Source organism: Nocardia sp. NPDC050793, from assembly GCF_040654065.1.
GTDB lineage: Bacteria > Actinomycetota > Actinomycetes > Mycobacteriales > Mycobacteriaceae > Nocardia.
The window spans coordinates 183,521-205,810 of the sequence record NZ_JBFAHG010000008.1; the positions used below are offsets into that span (position 1 = coordinate 183,521).

Sequence of the window (22,290 nt, forward strand, 5' to 3'; positions counted from 1 at the left end):
CGCGGGTCAGGGCAGCGGGACCGACCAGCGCAGCACGGCTCCACCGGTGGGCCGGTTGCGGATCTGGCAGCTGCCGCCCGCCTGTTCGGCGCGCACGGCCAGGTTGGCCAGGCCGCTCCGGCGGGTGATCTCGTCGGGAACGCCGACGCCGTCATCGCTGACCTCGATGGTGACCTCGTCGCCGACGCGGAGTTCCACCGAGACCGTGGTGGCGTTGGCGTGGCGAACCACATTGCTCACCGCTTCGCGCAGGACGGCCTCGACATCGTCGGACAGCGGCGGCGCCAGCACACTCACCGGGCCTGCGAGCCGGACGGTCGTACGCAATCCGCTGTCGGCGGTCATGTCGACGATGATGCCGTGCAAGTGCTTTCGATATTTCGAGGAGTCGGCGGCGTTGTTGCTCTGCAGATCGAAGATCGAATGCCGGATGTCCTGCACGATGGCCTGCACGTCATCGATGGTCTCGGACAGCCGGGATCTGACCTCCGGCGTGCGAGCTCGTTGCATGGTGCCCTGCAACGACAGTCCGACCGCGAACAGGCGTTGGATGACGTGGTCGTGCAGGCCGCGGGCGATGCGGTCGCGGTCGGACAGCACGTCCAGCTCGCGCATCCGGCGCTGGGTGTCGGACAGCTGCAACGCCAACGCCGCCTGATCGGCGATCGCGGCCATCATCGCTTGCGCGGCGGTGTCCAAGGGCGGCGCGTCGGCAGGGCGCAGCGTCGTGAGCACACCGATCACCGCGTTCCCCGCGCGCAACGGCAGGACGAGCGCGGGCCCGAAGTGGGTCCGCGCCTCCGCGAGAAGATCGTGGGGGAGTTCGTCGACCGCGACGGTCTCGCCGACGCGGAAGGCCTTCCCGGCCGGAGTGTCCTCGACCCCGAGGCGCTGCCCGGTGACGATCTCGGCGTCAGCGCCCGCTGCGGCGAAGACCACCAGTTCGGTGACCTCGTCGGGGGGTATATCGGGGTCCTCGGGGAGGGCGACGAACGTGCACGCCGAGTCGGTGAGCGCCAGCGCGCGCCGGGTGACGAGTTCGAGCACCTCGTTCGGTTCGCCGCCTGCGAGCAACTCGGTGGCGACGTCCTTGGTGGCCTCGAGCCACTGCTGGCGGATGCGGGACTGCTCGTAGAGGCGGGCGTTCTCGATGGCGATGCCCGCCGCGGCGGCCAGCGCCTGTACGACGACTTCGTCGTCCTCGGTGAACTCCTGGCCACCGGCCTTCTCGGTGAGGTACAGGTTGCCGAATACCTCATCGCGCACCTGCACCGGCACGCCGAGGAAGGTGCTCATCGGGGGGTGGTGCGCGGGGAATCCGACCGAGCTGGGGTGATCGGACAGGTTCGCCAGACGAATCGGTTTGGGCTGCTGGATGAGCAGGCCGAGCACACCGTGGCCGCGCGGCAGGTCGCCGATGAGCACCCGGGTGCGGTCATCGATGCCTTCGTAGACGAATTCGGCCAGTTCGTTGCTGGTCTTGTCGGCCTCGCGGACGCCGAGGGCCCCGTACTGCGCGTCGACCAACTCGATCGCGGTGTGCACGATCGAACGCAGCGTGTCGTCGAGGTCCAGTCCGGCGGTGACGACCAGCATCGCCTCGATCAGCCGATCCATCCGATCACGCACGTCGATGATCTGGGCGATGCGATCTTGCACCTGGGACAGCAGTTCATGGAGCCGTAGCTGGGACAGCGTCTCGGCCACCGGCGTCCGACCCGCACCCCCGGATTCCCCCGACTGCCACTCCACGGGTGTGATTCTTCCACGACCGTCTCGGCCGCCTCGCGCGGTCACGATCATCGCCTGGGACGTGGCCGAGGGCGGGCACTGTCAGCGGGACCGAACCGGCGGTTGCCCGGCCTGCGCGGCAAGCCTGCCGCTAGTTGTCCAATTCGGTGAGTTTGGAGGCGATGACCGCGGCTTGTGTTCGCCGCTCGACTCCGAGTTTTGCCAGCAGCCGGGAGACGTAGTTCTTGACGGTCTTCTCCGCGAGGAACATCCGGCCTGCGATCTGCCGGTTGGTCAGCCCCTCGCCGAGCAGAGCGAGCAGGGTGCGTTCCTGAGCGGTGAGAGTGGCCAGCGGGCCGGTCTTCGCCTCGGCTTCGGCGCGGAGTTTGGCCATCAGCGCGGCCGCGGCCCGATTGTCCAGCAATGACTTTCCCGCCCCGATGTCGCGGATCGCGTCGATCAGCTCGAGGCTCTTGATGTCCTTGACGACGTAGCCGCTCGCGCCGGCGAGGATGGCGTTGAGCATGGCCTGTTCGTCGGTGAACGAGGTCAGGATCAGGCAGCGCAGGCCGGGGTGGTTCGAGAGGAGCTCGCGGCACAGTTCGATGCCGTTGCCGTCGGGCAGCAGCACATCCAGCACCGCGACATCGGGGCGCAACGACGGTATCCGAGCCAGAGCTTGCGCGCAGGTGCTCGCCTCGCCCACGACCTCGAGATCCGATTGCAGGTCGATGAGGTCGCCGACACCCCGCCGGACGATCTCGTGGTCGTCGACCAAGAACACCGTGACCATGGCTCGACTCCTCTCTGTTCGCGCACTCGTCCTCAGATTACGGGCTCGGCCCCCACCCGAAGCCGGAGTTGGACCTCGCTTCGGTGACCGAGGTCCCTTGACATCCGCGCCCGGCACTGCCGACGCACGCCGGACGGTGAATCGTTCGCGGGTAGGCGAACATCGGGTACGGACACAGCGTCATGACCGGGGGTCGTGCGGCGGCGCGGTGGACGTGGAAGCCGGTGCCGCGGAGCGCTCGGCGAGCAGCCGCAGCGCCGACGACAGACCCCTGCGGATCTGGGCGGCGATCGGTCCGAGGGCGGGTTGTCCGGACCGGGTGACGAGCAGGTCCGGATCGAGCGCCTCGACGAGAGTGGCGTGCCCTTCGGCCCGTACGACGACATTGGACGGCAGCAGCAACCCGATGGCGCGGTCGACCTCGAGCGCTTGCCGAGCCAGGTGCGGGTCACAGACGCCGAGGATCACGTAGCCCTCCATCGAGGAGGCGCCTTCGGCCGGCAGCGCGGCCCGCACATCGATCTCGCTGAGCACATCGAATCCCTGTGCGGTCAAGACCTCACGCACCTGAGCCACCGTCTGCTCGAAGGAGTTGCCCACGCGCACGGCGAGTTCCGCGAGCGCGACCGGAATCCGGATCTCGGTGAGCAGATCACGGGCGCTGACGGTCTCCTCAGGGCCGATCAGATAGACCTCGGTCGGTGGTCCGATGGGTTGATATTCCGATTCGCTCAGCCACTCGTCGATGGCTTGATATGCCGCGCCGATGCGCTGGTAGTCACCCTGATGGGTGGTCTGAACCATCAGCCGGGATTCTGCCCTGCGCAGGCAGACTTCACCGGTCTCGACGCCGAAGCCCGCCGTCACCGGCAGGGTGAAGTCGACCTCGGTCGAGGCGCCCGCGCCGAACTCGGCGAGGTACGTGGTCGAGGGCGGCCCGGCCGAAACCAGCCCGGTGCTCGCGGCGAACTCGTAGAGCGCGCGCATGCCGGTGTCGATGTCCTCGCCCGCGTGGTCGGCACGGACGGTTCTGCGCAGCTCGAGGACCGTGCGCGGGGTCGAGCGCGCCACCGTGACGCGATAGGCCATGGTCACCTCCATCCCATGCGTGCCGCGGAACCGCCGACACCGACGAGGACCGGACGCTCGAGCCGGACCGTCATCAGTCTGGCGGCCGGACCCGCCCCGAGCCAGGGCCGCACTGCCCTTGGGGACGGGGCCGAAGGTACACCGTTCGGTCAGGGCACGCACGGATGTCCGATCATGGCCGAAGAGTCCGCCATCAGGTGCCCGGTCCGGTCCATACGTCGATGATCGAGGCGATGGACGAATCCGTCGTCGCGAACCAGCCGCTGGCGCGCCTCGGTGCGGTGGAGGAGGGCGATGGTCACCGAGGCCACCTACTCGACCGGCTCGGAGTTCGTGCTCGACGGTGGCGCCACCGCGGGCCAAGTGCTGAACTTGCCGACATATCCGGATCGGCCGGTCCGCGAGGTCGCGCGGGTCCGGCTCGACGTCGAGACCGCGTCAGCGGGAAGCGACGGTGAAGATATCGGTGAGCGGTCTGCGCGGGGTCGGCGGGATCATGTCGCTGTCGTCGGGCGCGGCCCCGATACGGATCACCACTTGCGGCGTCCCCGCACCGCGGCTGAGGCTGCTGAGAAGCTCGCGGCCCGTGGGGATTTCGGTGATGTCGGTCAGCGCGCAGGTGGCCAACCCGGCCGCGGTGCATTCGAGCAGCACGGCCGACAGTACCTCTCCGGTGTGCAACCAGTTGGTCACCGAATCGCCGTCGGTGCTGAGCACCACCAGTCGAGCGTGGTCTTCCAGCCCCGCGCGGCGCACCGAGTGCCGGGCGGAGGGAAAGACGCGTCCCACGCCGACGCGAGCGAATTCCGCTTCGGACACCAGTGCCGAGGGCGGCACGCCCTCGTGTGTGCCGGGATGCCCTGCCCACCATTCCAATTCGGTGCGGTAGAGCAGGTCGTTGTGGCGCAGCGCGCCGGTCGCCGCCGATGCGGCGGCGAGCCGAGGCCGGGCGCTTTCGTCGAGCGCCTCGAGACGCACACCGTGCGGCGAGCAGAGCGTGCGCAGCCGCCGCAGCGTGCCGGCGAAACCCATCGGTTCGGCCAGCGGCAACCGATCGGTGCGCCGCCGGTCGATGACCTGCGCGCGGGCGTGCACGTCGGCGGGCGGGTCCGGCCACGGCCGGAACTCGATCACCGCCAGATGATCGGGTCTTCGCGGATCGGGTATGCGCGCGGTGTCGGTATGCCAGCCTCGGTGGGCGAAAACGGTTCGCACATGGTGCAGCATCGCGCCGCAGCTGATGACCAGTTGCCTGCCGAGCGGGTCGGCCGAAGGCAGCAGCCGGTCGGCATCGGTGTACAGGTGCAGGCGGGCGTCGTCGAACACCCACCGCCAGGGCTGGGTGTTGTGCATCGACGGTGCGCGGGCGGCCAGCCGCAGCGTCGCCAGGATGGTCTGGTGGTCGGGTAGCGCGATGGCGGTGGCAGCGTCGGCGGTCATACTGCGAGTGTTCGGGATCGGCCGCGCCGGGGATACAGGCCTTCCGCCTGCTGCGCGGGGACGTTGGTCACCTGGGATCGCCGGAGCTCTCGTCCGCTCGATGCTGGGCATCGTCGTTCGTTCCACTAGTGGTCTGGACGGTTGGGTGGCGAGCGGTTGGGCGCTGTCCGGCAGCGCCGCCGCGGTGGTGTCGCGGGGTGTTTGCGGCATCAGCCGACCGCCCTTTGTCGCACGTAAAATGGCGGATGCGGATCCACTCCTCGAGGAGGCCGGCGATGACCGACAGCCCACGATCGATCGCCGAAATCGGCACAACGCTCCCACGGGGTCAGGGCCAGGAGGGATTCTCCGGCTACGGGGTGATGGGGATGCCATTCACCAGTGGCCACTATTTGGCGCTCCGGCATTTCCCCGCCAGCTCGATCGGCGAAGGATACGACGCGGTGTGGCATCGAAACCCGGCGGGCGAATGGGTGATCTACAGCAGTGTTTCCCCGGAGGCCAGCTGCGCCCGCTATTTCGGATCGGCCCTCGAAGACGTACGTGTCGAACGTATCTCGGTGATCTGGACGGGGCCGTCGGCGTTCACCGTCGAGGTGCGAGACAAGCTCGTGTGGGATGTGGAGCTGGGACGATCGGCGGCGACGACGGCTATGACGGGCCTCGGTCGCATGCTGCCCGTGGCTTTGTGGCGACACCGTGCCGTCTTGGCGCTGATGTCCCGGGTCGCGGGTCCCGCGCTGGGCGTCGGGCGGGTGCGGCTCAGCGGCACTTCCCCGAACGGTCAATGGTTCCGCGCCAATCCGCGGATGCTGTGGCCCGTCGACAACAGTGCCGCACGCATCGACGGAATCGATATCGGTCCACCGGGGCCACTGGCCGAACAGACGAAGCTGGGTGATTTCTGGCTGCCGCAACGCGGAATGTTCGCGATCGGCGAGACATATTTCGAGCCGTTCGACGCGGCGCGCCATCACTCGGCGCGCCCCGGCTCGTGACCATCAGACGGATCCCGGCCGCTCAGAACCCGTGCGCGTCCAACCAGGAGTCGAGGTCGTCCGCGGAACCGCGCGGCCGTCGGTTCCATAGTCAGTCCGTCGGTGGCACCGTTCAGGCGCTGTAATGCCGGGAAGGCGCCCATCATTGGGGCTACGAGGTTGTCACTCGGTCGAGCGGCGGCCTGCCCGACCATGTGGACGAACGCGGCAAGTGATCAATCCGATCGACGGGACGTCGGTGTACTCCCATCGTGCAAAGGAGGGACGAGTGACAGGGGCACGAGTATTGGTGGTCGGTCTCGATCCTGCCGAGTTCCAGGGCTGGGATCCGGAGCCGGTCCAAGCGGCGATGGCACGCGGTCAGGCTCGTTTCGTCGATCACGATATCGAGGCCGACTGGTGTCTGGTAGCACTCGACGAGAACCCGGAGGGAGCGATCGTGGAGGCGCTGACCCGCGAAGACTATCGCTGCGTGGTGGTCGGAGGTGGTATTCGCAAGCACGAGCCGCTTCTCGAATTCTTCGAAAAGGTGGTCAATCTGGTCCGGCAGTACGCGCCCGACGCGGCGATCGCCTTCAACAGCAGTCCTGAGGACTGTGCCGACGCGGCTCTGCGCTGGCTGCGCTGACCAGGCGATCACCGTGTCCAGCGGCCGATCAACCCGCCGAGTACGCGCCGGTGTCGAGGTCCTCGACGAGGGTCGGTCCGGTGGGCGTCCAGTCCAGGAGCTCGCGCGTGACAGCGCTGGTCGCCGTGAGGTCCATAGCGAAGAATGTGCCGATCCAGCCGAAATGGCCCTCGATGTCTTCGGGGGCGATGGAGGTGACGGGTAGCTCCAGCGCGCGGCCGATCGCCTCCGCGATGGTGCGGGTCGGTACGCCTTCTTCCGCGACGGCATGCAGGCGGGTTCCCGCCGGCGCCTTGGCCAGGCCGAGGGTGACCAGCCGGCCTGCGTCGGCCCGATGGACCGCGGCCCACCTGTTGGCGCCGTCGCCGGGGTAGCCGGAGACGCCGGTGCGGCGGGCGATCGCGACGAGAGTCGCGATGAATCCGTGGTCGCCGGTGCCGTGCACGGTGGGCGCGAAGCGCAGGCTCACGGTGTGGACGCCGCGGTCGACGAACTCGAGCGCCAGGTTCTCGCTGCCGCCGCGCGGGGAGTCCGGGCCGTGGAACCGGGACGCGTCGGCCTCGGTGGCGGGCCTGCCCTGGCTGAGAGCGGCGACCCCCGACGCGAGGAGGAAGGGGCGGCCGGTGCCGACGAGCGCGTCGCCGATGGTCTGGACGGCGGCTCGCTCGGCCGCGTTGGAGGCGGCGAGATCGGACCAATCGTGCTTGTTCGCGAGATGGATGACGGCGTCGGCATTCTCGGCTCCGGCGCGGATGCTGTCGAGGTCGTCCAGATCGCCGCGGCGGACGTGGGCGCCTTTCGCCTCCAGGGCTGCGGCGGACGCGTCCGACCTGGCAAGGCCGGTGACCTCATGGCCCTCGGCGAGCAGGTCGGCGACCGCGGCGGAGCCGATCCATCCGGAGGCTCCGGTAACGAAAACATGCATGACGTGAACTCCTTCGATCACTCCACCGCCCGGCGGGATCAGTTGGTCCGAGCGGCTGATGTCTGTGACTGACGTCAGTCACAGGACATCACCATACGCCCTCAAGTCAGTCACTGTCATCACTACACTCGCTGGCATGGCACGTTGGGAACCGGGAGCACCGCAGCGGCTGCAACAAGCCGCGCTCGAACTGTTCGCCACCCGAGGGTTCGAGCAGACCACCGCGATGGAGATCGCGCAGTCCGCCGGCCTGACCGAACGCACCTTCTTCCGCCACTTCAGCGACAAGCGCGAGGTCCTCTTCCATGGACAGCGCGTGCTCGTCGAAGCATTCGTCGCCGGCGTCGAGAGCGCACCCCCGGACGCGTCCCCGATCGATATCGTCGCCTCCGCGCTGCGGTCGGCGGCCTCGTTCTTCCCCGACGAACGCCGGTCGCACTCCCGCGCACGGCAGTCCGTGATCGACCAGAACTCCGCACTCCAGGAACGCGAGCAGCACAAGCTCGCCGGCCTCGCCACGGCGGTGGCCGACGCTCTGCGTGCGCGAGGTGTCGACGACCTCGCGGCCGCGCTGGCGGCGGAGTCGGGCATCACCGTGTTCGCGCTCGCATTCGCGCAATGGATTCGGGAACACGAGCAGCGGTCACTCGACGAGATCGCGGCGGAGGTGCTCGGCGAGCTGGTGACCCTCACGGGAAAGGCGACTGCGCATCGTGCGACCTCCGCCGAGCGCACCGACGGATAACCGTCCGGATGGTCAGCGGGTGGCTACTGCGGATTGCTCAGACGCCGTCAGCGTGCGCTCCCAGCGCGTCGTGCCGGTGGTGTTCGTACTCGGAGCACAGACAGGCGACGCCGGTGGCGAGCCATTCGCGGCCTTCCCATTCGGGGCGGCGCGCGATCATCACGGCACTGACCTCCTCGACGATCGTCTCCTCGCTCATGGCCGAATCACGCCGCTTCCACGTCTCGTCGCGCAGCATCCGGAGGTAGTCGCGGACATCGGCGAGCAGTTCCGGACCGCCGATATCGCCATGCCCCGGCACCACGGTCTGCGCCGGATCGGCCGCGAGCCGCTGCATCAGCGCCAGCCAGCGCAGACCCGAGACATCGGTGTCGTGCGGCGGGAACCAGGGGAAGATCGCGAACTGACCGGACTCCGCCAAGTCCCCGGTGAACAGGACATCGGCGTCGGGGACTCGAACAAGCTGATCACCCATGGTGTGGGCCTGTCCGGCGGCCTCGAGTCGAACGATGCGGCCGCCGAGGTCGAGATCGTGAATGGTGGTGTCGTAGGCCAGATCTGACTCCGCCACCTCGACGTCCTCCAGCCGGCGTGCCACCGTTTCGCCCAACCCGCGGAACATCTGGAGATACCCAGCGCCTCGGTTCTTCAGATCGTCGGCTTGGGCGCGGTTGGTCACATAGGTCGCGGCGTCGGCGAATACCTGTGCGCCGAAGGCATGTTCAGGATGGAAGTGGGTGGTGGTGAGATACAACTTGCGGCCTCGTGCGTATTCCGTCGCGAACTTCAACACCGTCTCGGCATTGCTCCGACCGATTCCGGTGTCGATTACCAACACGGCCTCCCGGCCGCCGACCAGGCCGATGTTCGGTACCAGCGGAACACGCTGATCGCCGATGACGACGAGGTCATCGGCGATCTCCTGCACGTTGCCGAGGCTCACGACCGGATCGGGAAGCTCGTACCGATCGAGACGGGGAGCGGTCATCGTGGATTTCTCCTTGTCTGTTCGTCCTGGCTGTGATTTCAGCCTGAGCCGCGGCTTCCCGGCCGTCCAAGTCCAATTTTCCGTGGCCGATACCGAGCGGGTATCGTCGCCGGTGATGGAGCTGAGGACGCTGCGATATTTCGTGGCGGTGGCCGAGGATTTGCACTTCGGCCGAGCTGCCGCCCGACTGCACATGACCCAACCGCCGTTGAGCCGGGCCATCCGGCAACTCGAGACCGAGCTGGGTTGTGAACTACTGCAACGCTCCCCGAACGGGGTAACCCTCACGCCCGCCGGTGAATCGCTCTACGAAGATGCCCGGGCGCTCCTCGCTCAGGCCGACCGTGCGCGCGTCCGGGCGGTAGCGGCAGCGGGCGCGCCGATTCTGCGGGTTGGCACACTGGCAGACAGCGCAGCACAAGCCGGCGCCGCGCTCGCCGACGCCTTTCGAAACCAGCACCCGGCCGTGGAAATTCGGATTCACGAGGCCGACTTCACCGACCCGACAGCAGGTTTGCGATCGGGCGGTACCGACATTGCTTTGACCCGAGCGCCTTTCGACCAGACCGGTCTGACCGTCCGGGTGCTGCGGACGGACCCGATGGGCGTGGTGCTGCGATCCGGCGATCCACTGGCGGGGCGCTCCAGCTCGAGCCTCGCGGAACTGGCCGACCGCCGGTGGTTCCGGCTGCCGGATGACGTCGACAGCGAATGGCGCGCGTTCTGGATGCCCCTCGTCGGTACCGGCGATGACGGCCCCGTGGTTCGCACGATTCACGAATGCGTCCAGGCGGTGCTGTGGAACGACACCCTCGGGCTGGCGCCGCTGGGGCACAGGATGCCTCCCGGATTGGCGGTAATCCCGTTGCTGGACATGCCTTCCAGTGATCTGGTGATCGCCTGGCGGACCGGGGACCACAATCCTTTGGTCCGCTCGTTCGCTCGGACCGCCGAGGACATCTATCGGCGCGCCGTTGCGTCCGCATAATGGCGGAGTAGCTGAACAGCACCTGCCCGCGTTCGCTCTCGACGGCGATGCCTTCGGCGGCGGTGCGCGTTGGTCGTCGTTGCCGGTGCTGTCGTGGTCGCCGGGACGGTGACCGTTGATACCTGCGCCTCTGCAGGGTCGTCCTTGGCCGCGTCCCAGGCGATCGGCACGGCCATGCCGAGCAAGCCCATTACGATGCCGACGATCCACTCCGGCTTTCGCCACCAATGTCGTTCCGGCGCAGGCGGTTCCGGCGGCGATTGAGCAGGCTGAGGCGGGCGGTTCCACCACTGGCTGTCGTGGTTGTCCATGTAACACACCATCTTTCGAGCAACACTCCGTCGATCTTGACACAGTGCAGTTCGGCGGACAGTCACGTGGACGTGCGTTCGCATCCGGGCCCTGACCTGTTCTGAGCGCGGCTCCGCGCAGCATCGAGACGACAGTCGGAGACGGCGACCGGTCTTGACGTGAGCTCGGGTTCGTCCGGGTCGAGGAGAGGACAAACATTGTGGGAGCAGGGTTGTCGAAGGGCGGTCGAGCGCTGGTGTCCGACCGCGTGCCGGAGTCGCCGTGAGTGATGACCATCGGCACGCGGTCGGTCTCAGAATGCCGCTTCGTCGAGCTCCATGATCGAGGCGTCGATCTCGGACAGGACGGCCCAGTCGGCGCTCAGCTGCGGCAGTACGGTCTTGGCGAAGAAGGTCGCGACCGCGATTTTGCCTTCGTAGAAGGCGCGGTCCGTGTCCTTTGAACCGGAATCCAAAGCGGTGAAAGCGATTTCGGCGGCGACGAGGAGACGCCATGCGATGAGCAGATCACCGACCGCGAGCAGCAAGCGCACCGAGCCCAAGCCGACCTTGTACAGCTCGGTGGGATGCTCCTGTGCGGCGATGAGGTGGCCGGTCAGCCTACCCACCATGTCTTGCACGTCCTCGAGTGCGGTGGCGAGCAGGATCTTTTCGGCTTTGAGGCGGCCGTTTCCGGTGTCGGAGTTCGCGGTTTCCTGGATCTTGCCGGCGAGGTGGGCCAGTGCGACGCCGTGGTCGCGGGCGATTTTGCGGAAGAAGAAGTCTTGGGCCTGGATGGCGGTGGTGCCCTCGTACAGCGAGTCGATCTTCGCGTCGCGGATGTATTGCTCGACCGGGTAGTCCTGCAGGAAGCCGGAGCCACCGAAGGTCTGCAGCGATTCGGTCAGGTACTGGTAGGCCCGCTCGGAGCCGACACCCTTGACGATCGGCAGCAGCAGATCGTTGACCCGCGCGGCGAGTTCGGTATCGGCGCCCGAAACATGCTGGGCGACAAGTGGGTCTTGGTGGGCGGCGGTGTAGAGGTAGATCGAGCGTAGGCCTTCGGCGTAGGCCTTCTGCATCATCAGCGATCGGCGGATGTCGGGGTGGTGGGTGATGGTCACCTTTGGGGCGGTCTTGTCGGTCATCTGGGTGAGGTCGCTGCCCTGCACACGCTGTTTGGCGTAGTCGAGGGCGTTGAGGTAGCCGGTCGACAGGGTTGCGATGGCTTTGGTGCCGACCATCATCCGGGCTTCTTCGATGACTTTGAACATTTGTGCGATGCCGTTGTGTACTTCGCCGACGAGCCAGCCTTTGGCGGGGGTGCCGTGGCCGCCGAAGGTCAGCTCGCAGGTGGCCGAGGCTTTGAGGCCCATCTTGTGTTCGACGTTGGTGACGAAAACGCCGTTACGGTCGCCGGGTTCGCCGGTCTGGCTGTCGAAGTGGTATTTGGGTACGAGGAACAGGCTCAGTCCTTTGGTGCCGGGTCCGGCGCCTTCGGGGCGTGCGAGTACTTGGTGGATGATGTTTTCGAAGAGGTCGTCGGAGTCGGCGGAGGTGATGAAGCGTTTGACGCCTTCGATGTGCCAGGTGCCGTCTTCTTGCTGGATCGCTTTGGTGCGGCCTGCGCCGACGTCGGAGCCGGCGTCGGGTTCGGTGAGCACCATGGTGGCGCCCCAGTTGCGTTCCACCGCGAGTTCGGCCCAGTGCCGCTGTTCCTCGGTGCCGATCGCGTCGACGATGTCGGCCATGTTGGGTCCGGTCAGGTACATGTAGGCCGCGGGCTGTGCTCCGAGCACGAATTCGCTGATGGCCCAGGCCAGCATGCGCGGCGCGGCGACGCCGCCGATCGCTTCCGACTTGCCGATGCGCCACCATTCGCCGTCGTACCAGGCGCGCACCGATCGCTTGAAAGCTTCCGGCAGTTGCACCGAGTGCGTCTGTGGGTCGAAGACCGGCGGATTGCGGTCGGTGTCGGCGAAGGAGTCCGCGACCGGTCCTTCGGCCAGCCGGGCGGCTTCGGTCAGCATCGTCCGCACGGTGTCGCCGTCCAGGTCGCCGAATGCTCCGGTTCGCAAAATCTCCTCGAGACCGAACACCTCGAAGAGGTTGAACTCGAGATCTCTGACATTGCTCTTGTAGTGCCCCACCGACTGCCCTTCCAGAGAATCCGGCCCGACGGCCGAGTGTGACGGACGCACTCGAATGCGCCCCGCGGTGATTCTGGTGGCCGGGAACCCGCTACGCAAGCGTAAGTTACTGACGACTAAGTCGATTGATGGCAGTACTGAGCTAAGTTCCCGCAGTTCAAGGGGTATTCGAAGAGTAAGTTAATAGCCGATAAACTCATGGCATCGTCAGCGCGGCTGCCTCAGGGAGCGGCACCGAGAATGCGATCCGGTCGCCGACGGCAGCCAGCGCGTCGAGCAGGTCGCCGCGTCGCGCGGATCGCGGATTGCGCACGGCGTCGATGACCACGGTGGAGATGGCCTGGATCAGCACCCGCGCCACCGGCAGCGGCAACTCGGTGCGCGCCGATTGCAGCATCCGAGCCCAGCCCAGCACACCCTCGCGGTGCGTGCGGCGATACCGGCTCGCCTGCGGCGCGGGCAGATGGCCTACCTCGCTGACCGTGGTTCCGAGCAGATCCGGTTCGTCGAGCGCGAATCGAACGTAGTACCGCAGCAGCAGTCGCATCGACTCCCCGGCATCGCGGCCCTCGGCGAGGGCTCGCGAGGTATAGAGCCGAATCCACTGGTCGTTGCGTTCGATGATCTCGTTCAGTAGGTCGGATTTGCTCGCGAAGTGGTGGTAGAGCGCGGGCCCGCTGACCCCGACGGCTGCGCCGATGTCCTCGATCCCGACCGCCGCGTATCCGCGGATATTGAACAAGCGGGCCGCGGCCGCGATCATCCGCTCCGGCCGCACGGTCCGCTCGAAATCTGCGGTCCCCCCGGTCAGCGGGGTGCGGGTCGTCGGCCGGACGTGCTGTCCCTCCGCCGGCAGATCCGCGGTGATCAACGCCAGCACGGCTCCGTCGAGCACGTCGACGAAGGTCGCGGCGGGCAGGTCGACCTGATGGTAGGAGGGGCTGACGGCCACCGAGAGAACGCACCAGCTCAGCAGTTCGACATCCGAGGCGGACAGGTCGGGACGGTGCATGCGGACGGCGCGGCGCAGATACCCGGTCAATCGCACCGCCCGCACCAGGACGGCCTTGCGATCCTCGGGGCTCACGCTGCGAAATTCCAACTGCCACAGGCGCGGCAGCCCGCGCAGCTCCAGTGCGACCGCCACGAGTTCGGTCAGCACCCGCGTCTGTGGCTGCTCGGCGCGGGCGGCCTCGTCGAGCCGCGCGAGTGTGGTGTCGAGTCCGGTGAGCAGGCACTGCCCGAGCAGTTCCTGCTTGTTGCGGAAGTGGCGGTACAGCGCCGTCGCCGAGATCCCCACCGCCGCGGCGATATCGGCCATCGACGTGCCGTGATAGCCGGACCGGGCGAAGGCCGCGCCCGCGGCGCGCAGAATGGACGCCCGGCGATCACGGGGGCGTCGGCGTTTCGGGGGTTCGATCTTCGCGCTGCTGGTCATCGCCTCTAGTGTGGCTCAGCCGGCGACCGTACCCGCGAGATACCTCCGCTCGTGGGCTGCCGAGCAGGTTCCCGTACGCCGCGCGCGGCAAGTGACCGCCGCCGCAGCAATCGTCCCGCGGGGATCACGATCCTGCGGTCAGCCCGAAGAATTCGTGGAGTTCCGGCGGGACGCGCGCCGGGTCGGGTCGGCGGCGTTTCTAGTGACAGGCGTCGGCGATACCTGACATCCACTCGCGAATCGCCTTGCGCTGCGCGGGTGTGAGGTCGGCTTCCAGCTCCGCCTCGCGCCGCGCGACGGCCACCCGCGCCGCCGCGTATCGCTGCATTCCCGCCTCGGTCACCTGGATCTGGTGTGTACGACGATCGGTCGGATGCGGGCGGCGTTCGATCAGGCCCTCCTTCTGGAGCCCGCCGATCATCTCGTTCGCGGCCTGCCGGGTGCTCGCCACCTCGCGCGCGATATCGGCCACCGACATCCCCGGGCGCGCGGCGGTCATCATCAGTGTGGCGTACTGCGAGGTCGACAGTCCGAACTCCTTGAGCTCCTCGCCGATCGCCGCCCGCATATTCAGCCAGACCTTGCGAACGATGAAGGTCAGCGATCCGCCTTCGGCATCCACGCGCAGCCCTTTCCAAGATTGACAGGTTCCTGACGTTCCTGCACTCTCTATAACGTCAGGTTCCTACCAATCGTATCGAAGGTTTCCATGACCACGCCCTCGACACTGCCGAACGTCCGGCAGCGGTTGATCCTCGCCGTACTCCTGCTGTCCTCCTTGCTCATCTGGATGGACAACACAATCCTCAGCGCCGCCCTCGAAACACTCTCCGATCCGGTCCGCGGACTGAACGCCAGCCCCGCGCAACTCCAATGGACAACTGGCTCTTACACATTGGTTTTCGCCGCCCTGATGTTCACCGCCGGCGCCCTTGGTGATCGCTTCGGGCACCGGACCGTGCTCGCCACCGGTATGACGGTCTTCGCCGCCTCGTCCATCTGGGCCGCCTACTCCGCCGATGCCGGGCAGCTCATTGCCGCCCGCGCCGCCATGGGGGTCGGCAGCGCGCTCATCATGCCCGCGACCATGGCCATCCTCACCTGGACCTTCACCGGCCCCGCGCGGGCGACCGCCATCGGCATCACCTCGGCGTCGGCCGGTGTGGGCATCGCGGCGGGACCCCTGATCGCGGGTGTGCTGCTCGACCGTTTCTGGTGGGGCTCGGTGTTTCTCGTCAATGTCCCGGCCGTCGCGCTCGGGCTGGTGGCGATAGTGACGCTGATCCCGAACTTCCGCAGCCCCACCCGGCGTCCACTGGATCTGCCTGGATTGGTGCTGTCCATCACTGGGCTTGGACTCTTGGCCTACGGTCTGATTCGCGCGGGCCAGGTCGCCGCTTGGGGACGCGCGGATGTCTGGCTGCCCGTTACCGCAGGAATAGTGCTGCTGGCCGCCTTCGTGATCGTCGAATTGCGCAGTGCCCAGCCCAGTTTCAACCCGCGAATGCTCGCGCAGCGCACCTTCGGCGGCGGTAATGCCGCCATCGGCTTGCTGTTGTTCGCCATGACCGCCGTCGGTTTCTACGGCGCTTTCTATCTCCAAGGCGCACGCGGCTTCTCGGCACTGCAAGCGGGACTGGCCAGCTCCCCGGGCGCACTCGGCGCGATCGTCGGCGGCCCGCTCGGCATCCGCTTGGTCCGCCGCTGGGGGCTGCGTCCCGTCACCGTGACCGCACTGACCGTCGCGGGACTGGCCATGGGCGCCTTCGGCTTCTTCGGACTGGACACTTCGATGGTCTGGTACGAGATCCTGGTCCTCATCCAGGGCCTTGCCATCGGTCTGGTCATCGGCTCGGTGACAGCGGCGCTCATGGCCACCCTGCCGAAGGAACAGGCCGGTGCCGGATCGGCCGTCACCAACACCGTGCGCCAGACCGGCAGCGTGCTCGGTATCGCGGTGGGCGGGACGATCATGTCCATCGTCTACAGCCGTGGCATCGAACCGGCGCTGCCCGGTCTACCCGCCGACGTGCAGGACCGAGCGCGCATCTCCGCAGAACAGGCCAGGCATGTCGCCGAGGCCGTCGGGCTGCCGGACCTGGCGCGCGCCGCCGACGACGCGTTCGTTCACGCCATGCACGTCGGCGCGGTCTGGACCATGCTCATCGCGCTCTGCGGAGCGGCCGTGCTGGCCATCACCCTGCGACCAACCCGTGCGACGGATGCCGCCGAGGTGCCCGCCGATCGAGAATCTGTGGGGCGGGCGGGGGCCCTGTCCCGCTAGGAACGGTGAAGAATCCCGGATGAGAAGCGCGCTCGTCCGGGATCCCCGTCAGTTTGCCCGCGAGACACTCGTAGTTGCGCGGACATGGTGCCGCCACCGGAGTCGTCTGGCGCCCAATCGATTTCGAGGACAGAACGCGATGGCGGAGGGATGATGGAGTCTCGCGATGGATAGGCAGTTCGTTCGGTAAGTCCAGAACAAGGGGGCACATCTGTCATGGGAAAAGTTGACACCAAAGGCGTTTGGACGCGCGTCAGCGTGGAGGAGTCGCAGTTCGAAGGTCTGAGGCAGCCCGGCGTCAAAACGAGCAAGGGCGTCAGATCCAGTATTAGATGGGGCCAGGACGACGAGAAGAGCGGTTACGACTTCACGGGCCTGACCGACGTCGATGCCCGCCTGGACGGCAAGGATTTCAATCTGGGCATCTTCGCGCACTACAACCGCCGAATTCACCTGAAGCACAGTCAGTTCTCGGTGTACTTGAAGGTTACTGTGGACTTTCAGGACGAGGGGTTCGACCATACGTTCACCCTGCGTTTCCGCCACAACGAGACGCCCAATCAGCCCGGGGACGTTCCCGATGTGGTCAAACTGCCGATAGTCCACGAGGACGACATCGTGCGCGTCGACGATGTCGAATACAAGGTGACGATCAGCGGCTTCATGGATGACAAGGGGCAGGTGAAGCCGGATTTCGAAAACGGCGAGGGGGGAATCAAAAGGGTCTGGCTCGTTGCCCGGTTCGAGCCGATGAGCGAGCCGGGCTCCTGAACCGCGGCACCCAGCAGGCGAACCCAGGGAAAACCCACCGCCCAAAGCACCACTGGGTATAGGTGATCTGTTCGGCTCAGGGTCGGCGGCGGTCACATACCGCCATGCCCACCTGGGAGGCTGCGATTCGGACCGCCCGAAATCTACGCCGCCCTCACCGCGATAGGAGCCGCCCTGCTCGGGGTCATGATCGATTGCCCGGAAGGTTCCGCGCCGAGTTGAGTTCCTCGACACCGAAGGGGACAACCTGCTCCATTCACCCGGGGCTTGGCGCGAAAACCACAGAGTTCTCTCACGAGTCACGGGTGCGCGAGCTCACCCCGGCCCAGTACAGTCCGCGGAGAACGGAGGAAATCGACATGGCTGGTGGGCGCAACGGATTCCTGCTGCTCGGTGGTGCGGCGTCGGTCGGGGCGGGTGCGTTGCACCTGTTCGCCGCGGGACTGCACACCGAGCACGCCACCCTCGCGCGGCTGATGGTGGTGCTGGCGGCAGCGCAGTGCGCGGCCGGGCTGCTGGCGTCGGTGAGCACACGGAAGGCCATGCCGGTCACGGTGATCGGGGTGAACCTCGTCGCGGTGACGATCTGGGGGTACACCCGGTTCGGGGGGCTGCCGTGGCCCGACGGCCTCGGCACAGCGGAGGCGCCGCAGTTCCTCGACAGCACATGCGCGGCGCTGGGGATGCTCGCGATGGCCGGGGCAATCGTCGCCATGGCGCGCCCCGGGGCCACACTGCCCACCGCGCCGACCGTGACCGCCGCCGGTCTGGCCGGTGCCCTCGCCGTCGCGGCGATGCTCGGTGGCGTCGGGCATGTGCACAGCCACGGCGACGTCGACCACACTCATGCCGCCGGCGGCGACCACCACACCGACCACGACCATGGGACCGCCGCGTGGCCGCGGCCGTGGGATCCGGCGACCCCTATCGACCTGTCCGGTGTGCCGGGCGTGACCACCGTCCAAGAGCAGCGCGCGACCGCTCTGATTCGCAGCACCGTCGACCAGCTGCCCGCATTCGCCGACGTCGGTTCCATTGGCGCACTGGGCTTCCGCTCCATCGGCGACTCGGCCACCGGTTACGAGCACTACATCAACACCGGCTACATCCGCGACGACCGTTTCCTCGACGCCACCCGCCCGGAGTCGCTGGTCTACCGAGTCGACGGCGCCGATCGGACCCTGGTCTCGGCGATGTACATCGCCAGGGGCAAGAAGATCGACGACCCCGAGCTGGTGGACTACGGCGGTCCTCTGATGCAGTGGCACGTGCACGACAACCTCTGTTGGAAGGCCGGCGCCAACGGTCCCCAGGTCGCCGGTGTCACCGACACCCAAGGCAGCTGCCCACCCGGCTCGATCAACCCCGGTGCGGGCAGTCCGATGGTCCATGTCTGGATCACCGCCCACCAGTGCGGACCGTTCGCGGCCCTGGAAGGCCACGGCGCGGGACAGGCGGCCACCACCGCGGACGGCCGACGTACCGACACCTGCTCCCACGATCACTCCGGCGGGCACCGCTGAGCCACTACCGGCGGTTCGGATTCGATTCCAGGGTCGCCCAAACGGCGGCGAGTCGCTGCGTACCGGCGCGGCCGCGGCACTGCCTCCGCATGCGTGAAGGAGGCGTCCGCTAGGCGGTGTCCGGTGCAATCCCTCACCGGAGTATCCATCTCACTGGTCGCTGTGATCCGTGGAAACCCCGCTATCCAGCCGCCGCGCCGCGGCGAGGTTGTCGCGGGCCTTCACAATGAGAGGGTGGTCGGGCGCCAGGACCCGCTTGGAGTCGGTGACGTTCTGCTCGTAGTGGCGGATGGCTTCGGTCGGCCGTCCCGCTGTTTCGTATGCGCCGGCGAGGTGTTGCGGAAGTCCAGGGTGCCGATGTGATCGGGCCCCAAGCCCCGCTCGGAGTCGGTGAGGTTCTGCTCGTAGAGGCGAATGGCTTCGGCGATTCGGCCTTCGGATTTGTAGGCGCCGGCGAGGCTGTCGCGGGAGAGCAAGGTGCCGATGTGGGCGGGCCCTAGGACCCGGTCGCAGTTGGTGAGGTTCTGCTCGTAGTGGTGGATGGCTTCGGTCAGCCGGCCCGCCCTTTCGTAGACGCCGGCGAGGATGTCGCGAGAGTTCAGGGTGTCGGGGTGGTCGGGTCCCAGGTCCCGTACGTTCACCTCGTACACCTCGTACTGTCGGTCGGTGATTCCCTTCCACAGATCGGCTTTCGGCCGTCGGCGGAGCTCGCCACGCTCGGTCACGAACGTTCCCGCCAGCCCCGCCGCTGTCAGCACCGATCCTGGCCAGATCAGCCAAGCCTGCCAGAAGAAGGCCAAACCCACGATTTCCACGCCGACCCACAGTGTCAGAATCGACACCACTTGCCATCGCACAGCCACCACCCCACCTGTGCCGGGTTCGAACACCCCCGCGGATATCGAGGGTAAGTCGGACTGCCAGGTTCGGTCCACAACAAGAAGTACTGGGCCGCAGCAATTCTCGCGGCAGAAGGCCGCGTAATTTTCGCCGTCATCGCCCCGTAGACGCCCACTGGCGCAGGCGTTTCGATCAGTGGTGGCAGCGGCGGAGCGACGACTCGGCGACCCAAAGGACCTGATCGTTGGATAGTCCGCTTCGAATGGCTGGTAAGGCGGATCAATGCCGCTTGTCCTGCAGGGCTGTGACGGGATGGCGGAGAGGGCGACGGCGTGGGTGGCGGGATGTGGGGCGGTAGATTCGGTGACACGGCGGTGAATTCACGACACTGTGTAGTAGACGGCGGCCGGATGAACTAGCGTGTGGCTTTATGGATTTCGTCTACGACGTCGTGGTTGTAAGTCACCTGCTGGGTATGGCCGCGGTGATCGGCGGGTACGCGGCGGGGCAGCCCAAGGTCAACGAGGTGATGGTGTGGGGTGCGCGGGCGCAGATCATCACCGGGATCGTTCTGGTCGGGATGGCCGAGTCGATCGATTCGCTCGGCAAGGACCTGAATATGACGAAGATCGGCGTCAAGCTGGTGGTCTCGGTGCTGATCGCGGCGTTCGCCGAGATGGGGCGCGCCGATGCCAAGCGGGGCAAGGACGTGCCCTGGATGACGCATGCGGCGGGCGGGCTCGGCATCGCGAACGTGTTCGTCGCGGTGCTCTGGAGCTGATCGAGCCGGGAGCGCCCGGGGCCCGACGATCGGCGGGCCCCGGGCGGCCTCACGACTCGAACAGGGTCTGTCCGAGGTAGCCGCCGGGTTCCGGCACGCCGGGCGGGATCACGAACACCGACGAGCCGATCGGCGTCGTCCACACGTTCAGCGCGTCGAAATCGGCCAGCCGCCGCTGCACCGGCAGATACTGGGCGTCCACGTCGCGCTGGTACGCGGCGAACAGCAGCCCCGAGTTGGAGGTCTGGCCCGGCGCGGGGGCGTCGTCGTAGTTGTAGCCGCGACGAAGGAATCGCTCGCCGTCGTGGGTGTGGCGGGCGCGGGCGATGTGCGCGGAGGGCGGGATCACCGGAATGCCGTGCGCGTCGACGGCCGCGAAGTCCGGCTCGTCGACTTCCCGGCTGCCGGTGAGCGGCGCGCCGTTGCCGAGCTTGCGCCCGACGGTGAGTTCCCTTCCCTCCTGGTCGATTTCATCCCAGGTGTCCAGCGCCATGGCGATGCGGCGCAGCACCAGCGAGGTGCCCCCCGCGAGCCAGGGCTGGGCGGCGCCGTCGTCCCAGATCAGCCGGTCGAAGTCGGGCGCCGCGATATTGACCGTGCCGTCGACCTGACCCATCAGATTGCGCGGGGTCCGGCCGGGCGCCGCGTCGCGGAAGCCGCGCTGCACCCAGCGCACCGTGAGCAGTGAGGTCACGCTCCGGCACAGCACCCGCACGGCGTGCGCGACCGCGGTGGCCTCCTCGGCGCAGATCTGCAACAGCAGATCGCCGTCGCTCCAGCCCGGCTCCAGCCGGTCGATGGCGAACGGCGGCAGCGGCCGCAGCCAGGCGGGCCTGCGGTGCTCCAGACCCGCGGCCGTGAACACCGCGGGACCCAAGCCCACCGTCACCGTGAGCCGCGCCGGGCGCGCCGCCAGCTCGGGTTCGGTGTCGGCCAGCGCCGCGGTGCCTCGGGTGAGGCGGGCGGCGTCGCCGGTCCAGATCTTCAAGACGCCGGCGATGTCGTCGCGATCCAGCCCGGGGCGCAGATCGAATCCGACGAACGCCACGTGCGTCTGCGGTGCGGTCGCGATACCCGCCTGGTGCGGACCGTAGAACGGTTCGATCGCCGGTGCGGCCCCGCCGGTGTCACGAGCGGTGAGTGCGATCGCGCCCGCCCCGAGGCCGACTGTGCCCGCCGCGGCGGCGCCCCCACCGAGGAGGCGCCTGCGGGTGAAGCCCCGGGGTCTGATCTGCTCAGGCACCGGGCGTGTGGGCCGGGGCGGGCGCGCCCGCGGGATGGTCGCCGTCGGGCACGTAATTCTCCTGGTTGCCGGGGAAGTCACGCACCTGTGCGGTGAACGTCATGGTCGAACCGTCGTCGAAGGAGAGCGTGACCGGCGTTTCGGAACCGGTGCGCAGCGGGCCGTTCAATCCCATGAACATGATGTGATCGGCGCCGGGCGCCAGCGTCAGCGACCCGTGCGGAGGAATGACGAAACCGCCCTTCTTGGGGCGCATCGTCTTGGTACCGCTCGCGTCGGCGACCACCTCGTGCAATTCCACCCTGGCGGAGGCGGGACTTGTCGCGGACACCACGGTCAGCGCCCTGTCGGCCTTGTTGGTCAGCTCGCCGAACGCGGCCGACATATCGCTGTCCGCGGCCTTGATCCACTGGTCCTGGATGGTGATCGCGTCGGCGCCGCGGGCCGGGGCGGGCGTGCTGTCGGTGGAGGAACAGGCGACCAGCAGGAGGGGAGCGGCGGCGAGTGCCGCGGTGCCGCGCAGCAGGCGGGAGGGTCGGCGGGTTCGGTTGATGGGGAACATGGAGAAGCTCCGTTCGGAATCGGGGTATGAGAGGAACCGCCATCGGTCGGCGTCGGATTCGCGAGTGGCGAACATCGGCCATC

At 67.5% G+C, this 22,290-nt stretch carries 21 protein-coding genes; 8 read left to right on the forward strand and 13 right to left on the reverse strand.

Annotated features, from left to right (window positions below; all coding sequences use genetic code 11):
• Positions 1-6: 6 nt before the first annotated feature.
• The 5 genes from AB0H50_RS25975 to AB0H50_RS25995 form a co-directional block, all read right to left on the reverse strand.
• A complete protein-coding gene (locus tag AB0H50_RS25975; RefSeq protein ID WP_357457297.1) occupies positions 7-1,752 on the reverse strand; it encodes a GAF domain-containing protein in 1,746 nt (581 codons plus the stop codon).
• A gap of 130 nt (positions 1,753-1,882) precedes the next feature.
• Positions 1,883-2,524, reverse strand: a complete 642-nt coding sequence (locus tag AB0H50_RS25980) for a response regulator transcription factor (RefSeq protein WP_357457299.1) — start codon at positions 2,522-2,524, stop codon at positions 1,883-1,885.
• A gap of 180 nt (positions 2,525-2,704) precedes the next feature.
• Positions 2,705-3,613 carry a DUF302 domain-containing protein gene (locus AB0H50_RS25985; RefSeq protein ID WP_357457301.1) on the reverse strand — a complete coding sequence of 303 codons (909 nt, stop codon included), beginning with the start codon at positions 3,611-3,613 and terminating at the stop codon, positions 2,705-2,707.
• A 149-nt stretch (positions 3,614-3,762) separates the two neighbouring features.
• Entirely contained in the window at positions 3,763-3,915 is a 153-nt protein-coding gene (locus AB0H50_RS25990; protein WP_357457303.1) for a hypothetical protein, read from the reverse strand.
• A gap of 136 nt (positions 3,916-4,051) precedes the next feature.
• A complete protein-coding gene (locus AB0H50_RS25995; protein ID WP_357457305.1) occupies positions 4,052-5,053 on the reverse strand; it encodes a hypothetical protein in 1,002 nt (333 codons plus the stop codon).
• A gap of 275 nt (positions 5,054-5,328) precedes the next feature.
• Between AB0H50_RS25995 and AB0H50_RS26000 the strand changes: the two genes are divergently transcribed.
• Positions 5,329-6,051: a hypothetical protein gene (locus AB0H50_RS26000; protein ID WP_357457307.1), complete on the forward strand. Its 723-nt coding sequence runs from the start codon at positions 5,329-5,331 to the stop codon at positions 6,049-6,051.
• 211 nt (positions 6,052-6,262) lie between these two features.
• Entirely contained in the window at positions 6,263-6,679 is a 417-nt protein-coding gene (locus AB0H50_RS26005; protein ID WP_357457309.1) for a hypothetical protein, read from the forward strand.
• 28 nt (positions 6,680-6,707) lie between these two features.
• Here the strand turns inward: AB0H50_RS26005 and AB0H50_RS26010 are convergent, their stop codons facing one another.
• On the reverse strand, positions 6,708-7,604 hold the full coding sequence (locus tag AB0H50_RS26010; protein ID WP_357457310.1) for an SDR family oxidoreductase: 897 nt from the start codon (positions 7,602-7,604) through the stop codon (positions 6,708-6,710).
• 136 nt (positions 7,605-7,740) lie between these two features.
• On the opposite strand from AB0H50_RS26010, the gene AB0H50_RS26015 reads away from it, so the two are divergent.
• The gene (locus AB0H50_RS26015; RefSeq protein ID WP_357457312.1) at positions 7,741-8,349 is read left to right on the forward strand and encodes a TetR family transcriptional regulator; all 609 of its coding nucleotides are present in this window, start codon (positions 7,741-7,743) and stop codon (positions 8,347-8,349) included.
• Between the two features lie 37 nt (positions 8,350-8,386).
• Here AB0H50_RS26015 and AB0H50_RS26020 read toward each other — a convergent pair whose 3' ends face one another.
• Positions 8,387-9,337, reverse strand: a complete 951-nt coding sequence (locus AB0H50_RS26020; protein ID WP_357457314.1) for an MBL fold metallo-hydrolase — start codon at positions 9,335-9,337, stop codon at positions 8,387-8,389.
• Position 9,338: 1 nt separating this feature from the next.
• Between AB0H50_RS26020 and AB0H50_RS26025 the strand changes: the two genes are divergently transcribed.
• Positions 9,339-10,325 (forward strand): LysR family transcriptional regulator, encoded by a 987-nt coding sequence (locus tag AB0H50_RS26025; RefSeq protein WP_357457316.1) that lies wholly within the window; start codon positions 9,339-9,341, stop codon positions 10,323-10,325.
• Positions 10,326-10,929: 604 nt separating this feature from the next.
• Here the strand turns inward: AB0H50_RS26025 and AB0H50_RS26030 are convergent.
• From AB0H50_RS26030 to AB0H50_RS26040, 3 genes are all read right to left on the reverse strand, one after another.
• Positions 10,930-12,765, reverse strand: a complete 1,836-nt coding sequence (locus AB0H50_RS26030; RefSeq protein ID WP_357457318.1) for an acyl-CoA dehydrogenase — start codon at positions 12,763-12,765, stop codon at positions 10,930-10,932.
• Between the two features lie 196 nt (positions 12,766-12,961).
• The gene (locus AB0H50_RS26035; RefSeq protein WP_357457319.1) at positions 12,962-14,203 is read right to left on the reverse strand and encodes a helix-turn-helix domain-containing protein; all 1,242 of its coding nucleotides are present in this window, start codon (positions 14,201-14,203) and stop codon (positions 12,962-12,964) included.
• Positions 14,204-14,402: 199 nt separating this feature from the next.
• Positions 14,403-14,825, reverse strand: coding sequence for a MarR family transcriptional regulator (locus AB0H50_RS26040; protein WP_357457321.1), 423 nt, complete (start codon positions 14,823-14,825; stop codon positions 14,403-14,405).
• A gap of 87 nt (positions 14,826-14,912) precedes the next feature.
• Here AB0H50_RS26040 and AB0H50_RS26045 point away from each other — a divergent pair, with 87 nt between their 5' ends.
• The 3 genes from AB0H50_RS26045 to AB0H50_RS26055 all read left to right on the forward strand — a co-directional run bounded on the left by AB0H50_RS26045 (position 14,913) and on the right by AB0H50_RS26055 (position 18,781).
• Positions 14,913-16,487, forward strand: a complete 1,575-nt coding sequence (locus AB0H50_RS26045; RefSeq protein WP_357457323.1) for an MFS transporter — start codon at positions 14,913-14,915, stop codon at positions 16,485-16,487.
• A 216-nt stretch (positions 16,488-16,703) separates the two neighbouring features.
• Positions 16,704-17,258, forward strand: a complete 555-nt coding sequence (locus tag AB0H50_RS26050; protein ID WP_357457325.1) for a choice-of-anchor K domain-containing protein — start codon at positions 16,704-16,706, stop codon at positions 17,256-17,258.
• A gap of 359 nt (positions 17,259-17,617) precedes the next feature.
• Positions 17,618-18,781, forward strand: a complete 1,164-nt coding sequence (locus AB0H50_RS26055) for a hypothetical protein (protein ID WP_357457327.1) — start codon at positions 17,618-17,620, stop codon at positions 18,779-18,781.
• 221 nt (positions 18,782-19,002) lie between these two features.
• Here the strand turns inward: AB0H50_RS26055 and AB0H50_RS26060 are convergent, their stop codons facing one another.
• A complete protein-coding gene (locus tag AB0H50_RS26060) occupies positions 19,003-19,644 on the reverse strand; it encodes a tetratricopeptide repeat protein (protein ID WP_357457329.1) in 642 nt (213 codons plus the stop codon).
• Positions 19,645-20,051: 407 nt separating this feature from the next.
• Between AB0H50_RS26060 and AB0H50_RS26065 the strand changes: the two genes are divergently transcribed.
• Positions 20,052-20,402 carry a hypothetical protein gene (locus tag AB0H50_RS26065; RefSeq protein ID WP_357457331.1) on the forward strand — a complete coding sequence of 117 codons (351 nt, stop codon included), beginning with the start codon at positions 20,052-20,054 and terminating at the stop codon, positions 20,400-20,402.
• A 49-nt stretch (positions 20,403-20,451) separates the two neighbouring features.
• Here the strand turns inward: AB0H50_RS26065 and AB0H50_RS26070 are convergent, their stop codons facing one another.
• Both AB0H50_RS26070 and AB0H50_RS26075 read right to left on the reverse strand, forming a co-directional pair.
• Positions 20,452-21,645, reverse strand: coding sequence for a Dyp-type peroxidase (locus tag AB0H50_RS26070; RefSeq protein WP_357457333.1), 1,194 nt, complete (start codon positions 21,643-21,645; stop codon positions 20,452-20,454).
• The gene (locus AB0H50_RS26075; RefSeq protein ID WP_357457335.1) at positions 21,638-22,207 is read right to left on the reverse strand and encodes a copper chaperone PCu(A)C; all 570 of its coding nucleotides are present in this window, start codon (positions 22,205-22,207) and stop codon (positions 21,638-21,640) included. Before AB0H50_RS26075 ends, AB0H50_RS26070 begins: the two co-directional genes overlap by 8 nt.
• Positions 22,208-22,290: the final 83 nt, after the last annotated feature.